This is a genomic window from Paenibacillus polysaccharolyticus, from assembly GCF_900102085.1.
Classification (GTDB): Bacteria; Bacillota; Bacilli; order Paenibacillales; family Paenibacillaceae; genus Paenibacillus; species Paenibacillus polysaccharolyticus.
The window spans coordinates 1-13,862 of the sequence record NZ_FMVM01000030.1; the positions used below are offsets into that span (position 1 = coordinate 1).

Consider the following 13,862-nt stretch of genomic DNA (forward strand, 5'->3'; position numbering starts at 1 on the left):
AAGCTCATTTTGAATCTGACGAGATTAAAAATCTCATTTTTGATCTTGCAAGCAAGATCGATACTCACTCGTTGTTCAGTTTTCAAAGATCAAACTTCTTTTTTTCATCACCATTTTGTCTCAGCGGCGACTTTTATAATATATCATACTTCGTTTGTTTTGGTCAAGCCTTTTTTTGAAATTATTTTTGAAGTTCGTAATGAACTTCATTTGTTTCAAGTAAAGCGTGTAACCAAGCAAGCAAAGCAACGAGATATAATGTACCATATATATTGCTCGGTAGTCAACTACCCGAATAAAGAAATTTTCAACCCCAATAACAGACCAACCCCCGGGAGTCCCAGAACAGTAACTGTACCTATTGTTGCAGGATTTAAAGGGATATAAATTCCTGTTATCCAACCTGAATAATTTACGACATATATCCCAGCGGCCGCAAGCACCACATGAATTCCGATTGATGTAAAGATTGTTAATCCTAAGCGTTTTCTAAACAAAACAATAACCAGTGCCAACAGAGAGGCAACCAATATACTTCCCAGAATAACACTCTTCATACATTCCACCTCCAGCTATATATAAAATCATCTGTATACTCAGCCACCTGACTCTAATTACACACTAAGTTCTCGATCGGTAGTAGCCACATCCATCCCATTCAACCGTTTGGCCCGTTTCAAATGAATTTGGTATTTCCTCTCGGCCGCTTCAAGCACATAGATGGCATAATCGATCTCATCCTCTCCCAGAGCATCCTCAAACTGTCGCATCGCACGTTCCCACTCTTGTTTGGCCTTCTGCACATCCACATAAACCAACTCCGCCTCCAGTTTCGCAAGCTCTCTCTTCTTTCCGTCCCTTAAGCTACGCTTTTTTCGCCATATCAACATAAACACCCTCCCTTATCCATCCGTATAGCACACTCTCATACATATCAAGGAAGGGACAAACTTAGAACTTGGACATCTACTTTTATAATAAAAAAAGAGAGAGCTCACGGCTCTCTCTTGCAATATAAATCAATTTATTGGATTGTCTTCTATACGAACGACACCCTTATCAAGCTCACGCGCAACCAGATACATTAGCGCATCTCTCTGCGTCCTTCCAGCGCCTTCGAAAGTGTAACTTCATCTGCATACTCCAGATCGCCGCCTACGGGCAATCCGTGAGCAATACGGGTCACACTAATTTCAAACGGACGCACTAGGCGGGAAATGTACATCGCCGTTGCTTCTCCCTCAATATTGGGATTAGTCGCCAAAATCAATTCTTTTACCCGCTCATCACTCAAACGAGTTAACAGCTCTTTCAAGCGTATATCATCCGGACCAATTCCCTCCATTGGAGAAATTGCCCCCTGCAACACATGGTAGTACCCATCGAATTCCTTAGTCCGCTCCATAGCTACCAGATCTTTCGAATCTTGGACTACACAGATGACGGACACATCTCTCGACTTATCCTGACATATCCGGCAAGGGTCTGTATCTGTAATATTACAGCACACAGAACAGTAATGGAGATTACGCTTCACACTCACGAGCGCTTTGGCAAAATCAATAACGTCATCTTCCTTCATGTTAAGCACATGAAAAGCTAAACGAGCCGCTGTCTTCGGACCCACCCCAGGAAGACGGGTGAAGGCATCAATCAGCTTGGCTATCGGTTCAGGATAATACAATCGGTTGTGTCTCCTTTTGACAGGATCAGTTTATACTAAAATAACCCCGGAATTTTCATGCCACCCGTGAATTTACCCATATCCTGATTCGCAATTTCATCTGCTTTTGTCAAAGCATCATTCACAGCAGTCATGACAAGGTCTTGAAGCATTTCAACATCATCCGGATCTACGGCTTCAGGCTTGATCGTGATGGCAAGCAGTTTTTTATGCCCGTTAACTTCAGCAGTTACCACTCCGCCGCCAGAAGTACCTTGAACCGTTTTGTCCGCGAGTTCTTCCTGCGCCTTCAGCATTTGCTCCTGCATTTTCTTCACTTGTTTCATCATTTGGTTCATGTTATTCATATCCGTCATCTCCTTTAATATAGTTATCTCAAATTATACACATTACATCGTAATGTACTACTCTTTAATGACTACGAGATCTTCGCCAAATAACTGAATAGCTTCATCAATCCAAGGCTGTTTATCGCCTGAACCACCATCTTCATGCTCTGGTTCAAGCTTAAAATCCTCCTTTGGCGTTTCAGAAGCTCCTTCCATCGCACCAGTCCAGTCCCTAAGCATCATCGTCACAAGTCGAGCCGGACGCCCAAGCTGTTCCGAAAGCACCCGCTCAATGACATCACGATTCGCCTGTTTTTCGGTTGTTTCACGGTGGATGTTGTTCTTAAAAGCAACCAGCACATTGTCTTCGAGCAGTGAAACCGGCTCTCCATCCATAAACCAAGCATGAACCGTAACTTTCTCTTCTTTGACACGTTGCAAAATCTGGCTCCATTTTTTGCTGATCTCCGTGAATTCTGAAGATCCTTTGCGCGCAATATATTGATCCAAATTCGCCGGAAGCTTCACTGGAGCGTTCGCTCTGGACATTGGCGCACGTGTTGCCGGTCGTGCAGGAGCATTTGAAGCCGCATCCCCACCTGACAGACCACTCTTGAGCGCTCGATCTAGCTTTTTCTCCAACTCAGCAAGCTGCTGTTTCAATCGATTGATCTCTCCAGTATCAGCGGGTGCAGAAGGAGAAGTCACTCCAACCGATGAAGCTGCTCCGCCCATAGCCGGGATACTACACAGTTTAAGCAGAGCCACCTCAAACAATGTCTGCGGCTGAACTGCATATTTCATCTCACTCTGGTACCGATTCAGCGTATCGATCATCTGAAACAACTGTTCCTTCGTAAACGATTCCGCCATATCTCGAAACGATTCCGGGTTCAACACCCGATCCGTCAGTTTGTCTGCATCTGGCACCATCTTGATCATCAGCAAATCCCGGAAATAGTAGAGCAGATTCTCCATACATTTGTCTGCACTCTTGCCTTCATGCATAAAGCCCTCGATCATCTGCAAAATATGACCGACATCCCCTTTGAGCAAGGAGGATGCGAGCTTGGCAAATTGTTCTGAAGGAATACCGCCTGTCATGTCCATAACCTGCTGATACGTTACTTTCCCATCGGTAAATGAAGAGATTTGATCCAGCACACTGAGCGCATCCCTCATCCCACCATCAGATAGACGGGCAATGTACTGCAACGCATCTTGATCCGCTTCCATCCCTTCCTGTTCACAGATCAAAGTCAATCTGGCTGTCTGTTCTTCCAGAGATACGCGGCGAAAATCAAATCGCTGACAACGCGATATAATGGTAGCAGGCAGACGATGCGGTTCTGTCGTTGCTAAAATAAACATTACATGTGGCGGCGGCTCCTCCAATGTTTTGAGCAAAGCATTGAACGCCTCTGTCGTCAACATGTGCACTTCATCAATAATATAAACTTTCTGCCGGACTTCGGTAGGGGCATACTTCACCTTTTCCCGAAGATCACGGATTTCCTCGACGCCCCGATTGGAGGCAGCATCAATCTCCTGCACATCCATAACAGCGCCGTTCGTAATTCGGCGGCAAGCCTCACATTCGTTACAAGGCTCAGTTGCAGGTCCGCGTTCACAGTTTACAGCCTTGGCCAATATTTTGGCCGCACTTGTCTTCCCCGTCCCTCGGGGACCGCTAAACAAATAAGCGTGGGAGGTCCGCTGTTCACGAATCGCGTTCTGCAAGGTCTGAATAATATGTTGTTGTCCCACCATATCCTGGAACGACTGAGGACGCCACGCCCGGTATAACGCGATATGCTCCATGATGCGTTACCTTCCTTCCACTTCGCATTCGAGTCCGTTGTCGTCACCCCATTATACTATATTCCAGAGTGAATCCAAACTTTATCTGACTCATTTCATACGCGGTTTTTTAACATATCAAAAAAGACCCCTGCATTTATACTGCTGCAAAGGTCTCTACAATTTAAAAGGTTAAGCCGTGCACCTGCTATCGATATTTGCGATCCAAGCGGCACCCCTGAACAATAGCTCAGGCTAGGCAACCCTCCGGCACAAGAGTGATCTCACTTATGGCTGCTTCCTTCCGGACCTGACCAGGTTCATGAGTACTCATTGCGGAGGACCCAACCGTCAACACCACGTTCAGGGACCAAACCTCACATCGACAAAACCTCTAACAGGAATTCAACCTCGCTATAGCGGATTGCGAGTTACAGGGCACCGCTACCTCCCCATCTAGCACGGTAAGAAATAGTATAACGCAAGGTAGTCCAAAATGCAACCGGCTGGAAAATGGAAACCACACACTTCTCTGTATAAGTAACTAAAAACCCCTGCCAAAATAGCAGGGGTGATTGGGATACAATAATTAGACAATCCACAAGGAATTGTACGATTAGATTCCGTATTTCTTTTTGAAACGGTCCACACGGCCGCCAGCATCGATAAACTTCTGTTTACCTGTGAAGAACGGGTGGCACGCGGAGCAAATCTCTACACGAAGTCCTTCTTTAACCGAACCAGTCTCAAAAGTATTACCGCATGCGCAGGATACTTGACCAATCGTGTATTTAGGATGAATTGCTTCTTTCATTACCTTTCACCTCTTTCCGCCCTGAGCCTCAAGCGGACCCAGAGTAAATGGCACAACACAGCAGATTATAACACGGCCTAAACCCGGTTGCAATCTAATTCATTCAAGAGGTAATCAGCTTTTTGGGACGAGCCATCCCAGCCGGTGGAACATGCGTATACGACCCGATGACAACATCCGGCAACTCTTCCGCAAATATCTCCAGCATCTGCTTCATTCCCAATATATCTCCCTGTGCTGGCGGAATTAACTCCAGATAGCTCTCCGGGTCAATATTCAGGTTACGCATCTGAATCAATCGCAGGTTGGTGCGGCGTGCAAATTCAATCATTGCCTCGATCTCTTCCTCACGATCGGTTACACCCGGGAAGATCAGATAGTTAATGGAGGTATATACCCCTTGCTCCGCAGCGTACTTCATTGATTTCTCTACATTAGCCAATGTATATCCACGAGGTTTGTAATACGCGTTGTAATGATCATCCAATGCACTGATCGTACTCACACGCATCAGATCCAGACCTGCATCCACAATGCCGCGAATATGATCATTCAAGCCAGCATTGGTATTAATGTTGATGTACCCCATATCCGTAATGGAGCGCACTTCGCGAATAGCTTCGATGATCAACTTGGCCTGTGTGGAAGGTTCACCTTCACACCCCTGTCCGAAGCTAATAATAGATTCGGGTGTTTTCAGATGTTCCAGCATCACTTCAACGATCTCATCCACACGAGGACGGAAATTCATCCGTGTCTGAGGTGATACAAATCCACTGTCATCCGGCTGTTCAGAGATACAACCGAAACAACCAGCATTACATGAGTACGATACAGGAACGCCGCCTTCCCAACGATTCAAGAATGTGTTGGAAGACGTGAGACACTCATAACCCAGTGCACAATTGGACAGGTGGGTGTATAAACGGTTCTCTGGATACTTCTCCGTAAATCGTTTAACCCCAGAGCGCACATCGTCACGATCACAGTTCATCGGATTCCACTTCTCAGGAATATCGGACTGGGAAGCCGTAACGTAGAAACCGCCATCTTTCCAAACGACAGCCGAGTATCCAAACAACGGCAGCTTGTAATCCTTATCCGTTTTCACGTAACCCGGCAAGCACAGACGCGTAAAACCTTGCGGCAGCAGAGCCCCTACAGCTTGTGTATCACTCGGCAACGGCAACATCTCGCCTGTATCCGGGTCCATACCAATAGGACGGGTGCTTGGAAGACCAACCAATGTTGCACCGTCCGGCAGAGGAATCAACTCATCCTCCATTATCTCGACAATCATATCTCCACTACGGGCGAGTCCGTACAGGGAGGGATGATCAAAAACATTACCTTTTTCATCTGCGTATACTAAATACATGATGTTCTCCTCACATCTATTGGGTTAAACCTGACGACGAGTATATTATATTGCAGTCAGTTGATTGTACAGTCAGCCACATCTTTATCTTACAACGATCATGGCTACGTTATACGAATTCAAACTGCAGTTCAAATGTTAATTCGATGTTCCTGATGTAGCCGTTTGTCTTGGAGAACGGCGAGTTGTCGTCGTTCCAGCATTGCTGGAGGGCGCATTGCCAGCCGCGTCAAACGCAGCCAGGAACTCGGCATTCGTTTTACTGTTGCGTAGTTTTTTCAGGAAACCTTCAACGAAGTCATGGGAATCATTCATATTTTTACGAATAGCCCAGATCGTATCGAGCTCTTCCTTGCTAAGCAATACCTCTTCACGGCGTGTACCGGAACGGCGAATATCGATGGCAGGGAAAATACGGCGTTCAGCCAATTTGCGATCCAGATGAAGCTCCATATTACCCGTACCTTTAAATTCTTCATAAATGATGTCATCCATACGCGACCCCGTATCAATCAACGCTGTTGCCAAAATAGTCAAGCTACCGCCTTCCTCCACGTTACGAGCAGAACCAAAGAAACGCTTTGGACGATGGAATGCTGCTGGATCAATACCACCACTTAGTGTACGTCCAGATGGCGGAATCACCAGGTTATATGCACGAGCCAGACGTGTGATACTATCGAGCAAAATAACGACATCCTTTTTGGCTTCAACCAAACGCAGAGCGCGCTCCAGCACCAGTTCCGCTACTTTGATATGATTCTCGGGCAACTCATCAAACGTGGAAGCGACAACTTCACCTTTTACCGAACGAGACATATCCGTTACTTCTTCTGGACGTTCATCAATCAACAGGACAAAAAGTTCAATTTCTGGATTGTTAGTTGAGATGCTGTTGGCAATTTCTTTGAGGAGAAGCGTTTTACCGGCTTTGGGAGGTGCTACGATCAATCCACGTTGTCCCAACCCTACAGGGGCAAGCACATCCATAATACGTGTGGATAAATGGCTCGGGGATGTTTCAAGAACCAGTTTCTTCTGCGGATACAATGGGGTTAATGCCGGGAAGTGAAGTCTCTCCGCAGCCGCCGATGGATTCTCACCATTCACAGCGTTAACTTGCAATAAACCGAAATATCTCTCATTTTCTTTTGGCGTTCGACACTTACCTGATACAAGGTCACCCGTTCGTAAATCAAACTTGCGAATCTGTGAGGCCGAGATATAAATATCTTCTGTACTTGGCAAATAGTTGATTGGCCTCAAGAAGCCGTAACCTTCAGGTAAAATCTCGAGCACGCCCTGCATAAACATCAAACCACTTTGTTCCGCTTGTGCACGGAGTATTGCAAAGATTAATTCTTTCTTTTTAAGGGTCCCGTAATAAGGAATCTGGTATTTTTTCGCCAGCTTATAGAGGTCCGTTAATTTCATTTCTTCCAAATCGGAAATTTGCAGATCCATATAATAACCACCTATTCAATTAATGAGTCCGTGAAATGGATAGTTTCGTTAGCTAATTCAAGCCATAGAAAGCAGTTCTACCACAATCTCTTCTATCCATTGTACGGAATGTAACCGTTATAATGCAAATACATGTCTTGGTGTGTAAGCTTCCGGGTGGAATGGCCATTACATGGCATAATCCTTAATGAGTGAACTCCAAACATGGGGCGATCGATCCGGGAAGACCGGCTATGAAGCGCAGGTTCAAACAAATCCGGGGATTGGAGAAAGGGAATGATTTTCAAAAACAATATAAGAAATGATGTGTTCATAAAGCCTTATGATATTTATTTCAAAAAAAGACCCTCCGAAACAAGAACCCGTTACAGTTCATCATATCCGGAAGAGAATACAAAATCTATTAGAATAGTATACCCTATTCTACTATAGGTTATGCAGCACCGCTACAAAACACGCTTCAAGCGGAAATATTTGCGATGCTGCGCCTTATTCATTACCTATTCGGTTTCCCGCCACACGTCTGCACCAAGCAAACGTAGGTTGGTCACCAAATGATCGTAACCACGATCAATAAACTCAACTCCCGTCACCTCGGTAACTCCTTCACTGACGGTAAGTCCCGCTATGACTAGCGCTGCACCAGCACGAAGATCCGACGCTTTTACTTTAGCCGCATTCAGTGCACTGCCTTCAATAATGGCTGATCGGCCTTCCACACGGATTTTGGCGCCCATACGAACCAGTTCAGGCACATGTTTGAACCGATTGCTGTATACAAAGTCACTCAGTACACTTACACCGTTCGCTTGTGTTAATACACTGGTCATCGGGGACTGCAGGTCGGTAGGAAATCCTGGATATACCAGTGCCTTTACATCAACATGACTGTACTGCGGCTGTCCAATAACCCGAATACTTTCGTCCAGCTCCTCGATACCCACTCCCATCTCCAGCAACTTGGCCGTTAAAGCCTCCAGATGTTTGGGGATGACATTATCAATGAGTACATCTCCGCGCGTGGCCGCCGCAGCGATCATATACGTGCCCGCTTGAATCCGATCCGGAATAATGGAGTGACGGCAACCCTTAAGCTCCGAGACCCCTTCGATTCGAATCGTTTCTGTACCTGCACCTTTGATGCTGGCACCCATAGAATTCAAAAGTGTTGCTACATCTATAATCTCAGGCTCTTTAGCCGCATTTTCAATAATTGTAGAGCCTTTGGCACGAGTGGCCGCCAGCATAATGTTGATGGTTGCACCAACACTGCTTACATCAAGATATATTTTAGCTCCGCGTAGCTCTTTGGCATACAAATGGATAGAGCCATGTTCATTCGTCACGGTTGCGCCAAGCGCTTCAAACCCTTTGATGTGTTGATCAATTGGACGAGGTTCAAAATTACAACCTCCGGGCAAACCTATTGTTGCTTCTTTAAAACGTCCAAGCAGTGCTCCCATCATATAATAAGAAGCACGAAGTTTCTTCACAGGACCGTTTGGCATCGGAATGGATTTAATATCAGAAGGATCAATTTTCATCTGACTACCTTCCCAAGTCACACGTGCCCCAAGTTCCTCCAAAATTTCTGCATATACGGCCACGTCACTGAGTAATGGCAAGTTATCCAACACGACCTCTGACTCGGCAAGCAATGCTGCAGGAATAAGCGCAATGGCGCTGTTTTTGGCACCGCTTATAGTTACAGTTCCCTGTAACGGACGTCCGCCACTAATCATTAATTTTTCCATAAAGCTTAATGTCCCCCTACGTGTTTTGCAGCCGATGAACGGCAATACGTGCTGATGGCTAACGATGTAGAAATAAGGTGTGAAAATGGAAAGACACCGGCTAGGCGGTGTTCTTCCATTTCACAGTATGGAACTTTTAAAGATAAATTACGCTTTGTTGTTGGAACCAAACTCACGGATTTTACCTTTAACAGTTTCTTTGATTGCATCACGGCCTGGTACGATGAACGTACGTGGATCGTAAGCGTTTGGTTTTGCTGCAAGCACTTCACGAACTGCTTTTGTGAACGAGATTTGGTTCTCTGTGTTCACGTTAATTTTGGAAGTACCCAAAGAGATTGCTTTATCGATATCGTGCTTAGGAATACCTGTACCACCGTGCAATACGAGTGGAACTTGTACCGCGTCACGAACTTCTTCCATTTCTTTGAAGCCGAGGTTTGGCTCGCCTTGGTAAGGACCGTGAACGGAACCCAGAGCTGGTGCCAAAGTATCGATACCTGTTTCTTTAACGATGCGGATACATTCGTTCAAGTCAGCGTATTGAATACCACCGATAACGTCGTCTTCTTGTCCGCCTACAGTACCAACTTCAGCTTCTACAGAAACGCCTTTAGCGTGTGCATATTCAACGACTTTTTTAGTCATTTCGATGTTCTCATCGATGGAGTGATGGGAACCGTCGATCATAACGGATGTAAAGCCAGCATCGATTGCTTCTTTACATTTGTCGAAGCTTGAACCGTGATCCAGATGGATTGCAACTGGTACGGAAATTTTCATGTCAATCAAGAGTCCTTCTACCATTTTAACTACAGTAGTAAAGCCGCCCATGTGACGTGCTGCACCTTCGGATACGCCCAGAATTACTGGGGATTTCTCTTCTTCAGCAGCAGTAAGAATCGCTTGAGTCCACTCAAGGTTGTTGATGTTGTATTGACCAACTGCATATTTTCCTTCAAGTGCTTTGTTCAACATGTCTGTCATAGATACTAATGGCATGGTTTCAATCCTCCTAGGGGTTTGGGTTGTGTCTATGGTTTTTAGCCGAAATCACATACGGGCTTATTATACCACATCCCATGTCAAATACTAAACAAGCTTTTGCAAAAATGCTGTGCTTTGCAGCACAGTTTTCACAGACACGGCATGATGGCGTTACCATTTCCAATATTCCCTACACTAACAGGTGAAATACCCCATTTTCTCATGATTACATGTGGCTGGTGGTTGACGCAAAAAAATCCTGTATCGACAGGATTTAGCTGCATTTGTTCGCAGCGCCATTGCGAAGTTGCATATTAACGGCCACACGCATCTCATCGATATCAAACGGTTTCGTAAAATGCATGAGTGCACCGAGATCGGTAGCTTCCTTAATCATGTCAAGTTCCCCATACGCCGTCATCATAATAACTTTGATATCAGGGTCAATCTCCTTGATATGCTTCAGTATTTCAAGCCCATCCATCCCCGGAATTTTCATATCCAGCAAAACGAGGTCCGGCTTGTCCTTATTGACGATTTCGAGCGCGATCTTGCCGTTTGCTGCCTGAAATGTGTTATACCCTTCGCTGCTGAACACTTCCATCAGTAGAATACGAATACCGTTTTGGTCATCGACAATCAGAACTTTTTTCTCTTCCACGCTGTAACCTCCTAGAATTAGGAAAGCATATACACATTACATCTGGATAACTATCCCATAGTCGTCATGATAAGTATTCTACCTCTTCCAGTAAAATCCTTCTATTATCTCAAATTGACAAAGGGTAAATCAATCTACATCTTTATTAAAAAGAAAAGGACGTTTCCGCGCTATAAAAGCAGCCAGAAACATCCTCATAATACTAGGGTTTTCAATGATTCAATTTATTATTTCTCCGCGTTCTCCAGAGAAGCTTTCACAAACTCACGGAACAATGGTTGCGGACGGTTCGGACGGGAAGTGAATTCCGGATGGAACTGCACTGCCAAGAACCAAGGGTGTCCAGGAAGTTCCACAATCTCAACCAGGCGTCCATCCGGTGATGTACCGGAAATAACAAGACCTGCTTTTTCAATCGCTTCACGGTATTCGTTGTTAAACTCGTACCGGTGACGGTGTCTTTCGTATACCAACTCATCGTCGTAACATGACATCGCCAAAGAACCTTCCTGCAGCTTACAAGGGTACAGACCAAGACGCATCGTACCGCCCAGATTTTCAATATCTTTTTGCTCAGGCAGCAGGTCGATTACCGGGAACTCGGTAGCCGGGTTAATCTCCGAACTGTTTGCTCCGTTCAACCCAACGATGGAGCGTGCATATTCAATGACAGAAACCTGCATACCCAGGCAAATTCCGAAGAACGGAATATTTTTTTCACGGGCATAACGAATTGCCGATACTTTGCCTTCAATACCGCGATCACCGAAGCCACCAGGAACAAGAATACCACCAATACCATGCAACATGTCGCCTACATTCTCATCGGTAATATCTTCAGAAGGAACCCAGCGGATCTTCACGTCCGCATTGGATGCAAACCCTGCATGTGACAGGGACTCTACAACACTCAGGTACGCATCATGCAATGCCACATATTTACCAACGATTGCAATCTCGACCGTACGCTCCAGCTTGCTGATCCGGTTCACCAGACCTTCCCACTCGCTCATATCCGGTGCAGGAGTAGTCAGTTTCAGATGGTTAACCACGATTTCATCCAGACCCTCTTCACGAAGGTTAAGTGGTACTTCATACAACGTGCTTGCATCACGGCATTCAACGACTGCATTCTCGTCAATATCACAGAAAAGTGCGATTTTGGCCTTCATGTCCTTGGACAGCTCATATTCCGTACGACAAACGATAACGTTTGGTTGGATACCAATGCTACGCAATTCCTTCACACTGTGTTGTGTCGGTTTTGTTTTGACTTCACCCGCTGCTTTGATATATGGAATCAGTGTAACGTGAATGTACATCACGTTGTCACGACCTACATCACTCTTGATCTGACGAATCGCTTCCAGGAATGGCAAACTCTCGATGTCACCCACCGTTCCGCCAATCTCGGTAATAACAACATCCGAACCCGCTTCACGTCCAGCGCGGAATACACGCTCTTTGATCTCGTTTGTGATATGTGGAATGACTTGAACTGTACCGCCCAGATACTCTCCGCGACGCTCTTTGCTGATTACAGAAGAGTACACTTTACCTGTCGTGACATTGCTGTTTTTGGAAAGGTTGATGTCGATAAAACGTTCGTAGTGGCCAAGGTCCAGGTCCGTCTCTGCGCCATCATCCGTTACGAATACCTCACCATGTTGATAAGGACTCATCGTTCCCGGGTCAATGTTGATGTATGGATCAAATTTTTGGATTGTTACTTTGAGTCCTCTGTTCTTCAGCAATCTGCCCAGCGAGGCTGCTGTAATCCCTTTGCCCAGGGAGGACACAACTCCGCCCGTCACGAAAATATACTTTGTCACTGTTATTACCCTCCTAATATAAGTACAGAAATTCAGGCGATATATGGTGTTATCGTAACCCGTTTCCCAGGTAATCATCGTTAAAAAGAGCAATGGCAGAAATTAACTGCATCTGCGAACTGCCCTTTCCAGCGAAGACGGCTTTAACTAACACATCATTCCTGGCAAAAAATAATGCAAACTTTCCGGGAGCCTTCATCCACGCTTGTCCCACTACAAACCTCGTCGGTAGTTCCATTTTCTTTGTTTGAACATACAAAAAAACAGGCCGAAAAGGTTTGGCCGGAAGCAGTCGGAAAAGTAATCGTTTGGCATCATTCTGCCTCTAAAAATACAAAAAGAAAGTACTCCCGCAGGACGGGGCACTTTCTCTAAAAAAACATAAATATATTGTCGCTCATTCATAAGCCCATGCAATAGTTTACCCGTTACCCCGCCTGCTGTCAAGGCTGACTATCGGGGAAAAAACGGGCAATTTTTCGTCAGCAAAAAGGATTACCGATTATCGGAATCGTCGTCAAATTCATCCTCGTCTTCGGACTCTTCTTCGTCTTCTTCGAGGTCTTCGTCTTCCAAATCGTCATCTTCAACCAGCACTTCTTCTTCACTGTCTTCTTCATCGAAGATGTCGTCATCATCGTCATCATCGTCATCATCTTCGTCTTGATCATCATCTGTGCTATCGAAGTCTTCGTCACTGTTGTAGCTGTCGTCCTCTTCACCGAAGTCTTCGTCTTCCAGATCATCATCTTCATCGTTGATGATACGCGGACGCTTCGCACCCGTCATGGAATCTTCTGTTCCAGCAACCGGATACCAGCGTTTCAATCCCCAAAGACTCGTACCGACGCAAGCAAAACGGCCATCGATATTAATTTCGGTATACAGCTGGGCGATATACTCGTTGATCTCTTCATCTGTCATTCCGCGCTGTTTCGCTACCTCATTCATCAAATCCCGGTAGTAATACGGCGTGTTTGCCGCTTTCAGCACCATAAAGGCCAGATCCACCAAAGGGATCTCTCTTACCTTTTCTTTATCAATTTTCAAATTGAGCGAGGTACTCACTGAAGACACTTCCTCTCACACATAATTCGCTTTATATCCCCTGCAAACTGGATCGTTACGTATAACATATCCATTAACAAACCTAAGTAAA

13 protein-coding genes and 1 other RNA gene are annotated in these 13,862 nt (G+C 45.4%); all 14 read right to left on the minus strand.

Annotation, left to right across the window (positions count from 1 at the left end; genetic code table 11):
• Window positions 1-287: 287 nt before the first annotated feature.
• Window positions 288-557 (minus strand): pro-sigmaK processing inhibitor BofA family protein, encoded by a 270-nt coding sequence (locus BLQ13_RS27440; RefSeq protein WP_090924855.1) that lies wholly within the window; start codon window positions 555-557, stop codon window positions 288-290.
• A 57-nt stretch (window positions 558-614) separates the two neighbouring features.
• Window positions 615-890 carry a DUF2508 family protein gene (locus BLQ13_RS27445; protein WP_090924856.1) on the minus strand — a complete coding sequence of 92 codons (276 nt, stop codon included), beginning with the start codon at window positions 888-890 and terminating at the stop codon, window positions 615-617.
• 194 nt (window positions 891-1,084) lie between these two features.
• On the minus strand, window positions 1,085-1,684 hold the full coding sequence (gene recR / locus BLQ13_RS27450) for a recombination mediator RecR (RefSeq protein WP_062329683.1): 600 nt from the start codon (window positions 1,682-1,684) through the stop codon (window positions 1,085-1,087).
• A gap of 35 nt (window positions 1,685-1,719) precedes the next feature.
• Entirely contained in the window at window positions 1,720-2,031 is a 312-nt protein-coding gene (locus tag BLQ13_RS27455) for a YbaB/EbfC family nucleoid-associated protein (RefSeq protein ID WP_090924857.1), read from the minus strand.
• Between the two features lie 57 nt (window positions 2,032-2,088).
• The gene (gene dnaX / locus BLQ13_RS27460; RefSeq protein WP_090924858.1) at window positions 2,089-3,834 is read right to left on the minus strand and encodes a DNA polymerase III subunit gamma/tau; all 1,746 of its coding nucleotides are present in this window, start codon (window positions 3,832-3,834) and stop codon (window positions 2,089-2,091) included.
• A 176-nt stretch (window positions 3,835-4,010) separates the two neighbouring features.
• Window positions 4,011-4,278: signal recognition particle sRNA large type (gene ffs, locus BLQ13_RS27465), an RNA gene on the minus strand.
• 151 nt (window positions 4,279-4,429) lie between these two features.
• Window positions 4,430-4,627, minus strand: coding sequence for a 50S ribosomal protein L31 (gene rpmE, locus BLQ13_RS27470; protein ID WP_090924859.1), 198 nt, complete (start codon window positions 4,625-4,627; stop codon window positions 4,430-4,432).
• A 103-nt stretch (window positions 4,628-4,730) separates the two neighbouring features.
• Entirely contained in the window at window positions 4,731-6,005 is a 1,275-nt protein-coding gene (locus tag BLQ13_RS27475; RefSeq protein WP_090924860.1) for a radical SAM family protein, read from the minus strand.
• Between the two features lie 138 nt (window positions 6,006-6,143).
• Window positions 6,144-7,469, minus strand: coding sequence for a transcription termination factor Rho (gene rho / locus BLQ13_RS27480; protein WP_090924861.1), 1,326 nt, complete (start codon window positions 7,467-7,469; stop codon window positions 6,144-6,146).
• Window positions 7,470-7,969: 500 nt separating this feature from the next.
• Complete coding sequence (locus BLQ13_RS27485; protein WP_090924862.1) at window positions 7,970-9,223, minus strand: UDP-N-acetylglucosamine 1-carboxyvinyltransferase; 1,254 nt, start codon at window positions 9,221-9,223, stop codon at window positions 7,970-7,972.
• A 147-nt stretch (window positions 9,224-9,370) separates the two neighbouring features.
• The gene (gene fba, locus BLQ13_RS27490) at window positions 9,371-10,225 is read right to left on the minus strand and encodes a class II fructose-1,6-bisphosphate aldolase (RefSeq protein ID WP_056698160.1); all 855 of its coding nucleotides are present in this window, start codon (window positions 10,223-10,225) and stop codon (window positions 9,371-9,373) included.
• Between the two features lie 259 nt (window positions 10,226-10,484).
• Window positions 10,485-10,871, minus strand: a complete 387-nt coding sequence (locus BLQ13_RS27495) for a response regulator (RefSeq protein ID WP_090924863.1) — start codon at window positions 10,869-10,871, stop codon at window positions 10,485-10,487.
• A gap of 227 nt (window positions 10,872-11,098) precedes the next feature.
• Entirely contained in the window at window positions 11,099-12,703 is a 1,605-nt protein-coding gene (locus tag BLQ13_RS27500) for a CTP synthase (protein WP_090924864.1), read from the minus strand.
• Window positions 12,704-13,198: 495 nt separating this feature from the next.
• Window positions 13,199-13,771 (minus strand): DNA-directed RNA polymerase subunit delta, encoded by a 573-nt coding sequence (gene rpoE, locus BLQ13_RS27505; protein ID WP_090924865.1) that lies wholly within the window; start codon window positions 13,769-13,771, stop codon window positions 13,199-13,201.
• Window positions 13,772-13,862 lie beyond the last annotated feature (91 nt).

Coding starts and splice junctions, on each gene's coding strand:
- BLQ13_RS27440 (WP_090924855.1), bottom strand. CDS start 557: ATGAAGAGTGTTATTCTGGGAAGTATATTGGTTGCCTCTCTGTTGGCA.
- BLQ13_RS27445 (WP_090924856.1), bottom strand. CDS start 890: ATGTTGATATGGCGAAAAAAGCGTAGCTTAAGGGACGGAAAGAAGAGA.
- BLQ13_RS27455 (WP_090924857.1), bottom strand. CDS start 2,031: ATGAATAACATGAACCAAATGATGAAACAAGTGAAGAAAATGCAGGAG.
- dnaX (WP_090924858.1), bottom strand. CDS start 3,834: ATGGAGCATATCGCGTTATACCGGGCGTGGCGTCCTCAGTCGTTCCAG.
- rpmE (WP_090924859.1), bottom strand. CDS start 4,627: ATGAAAGAAGCAATTCATCCTAAATACACGATTGGTCAAGTATCCTGC.
- BLQ13_RS27475 (WP_090924860.1), bottom strand. CDS start 6,005: ATGTATTTAGTATACGCAGATGAAAAAGGTAATGTTTTTGATCATCCC.
- rho (WP_090924861.1), bottom strand. CDS start 7,469: ATGGATCTGCAAATTTCCGATTTGGAAGAAATGAAATTAACGGACCTC.
- BLQ13_RS27485 (WP_090924862.1), bottom strand. CDS start 9,223: ATGGAAAAATTAATGATTAGTGGCGGACGTCCGTTACAGGGAACTGTA.
- fba (WP_056698160.1), bottom strand. CDS start 10,225: ATGCCATTAGTATCTATGACAGACATGTTGAACAAAGCACTTGAAGGA.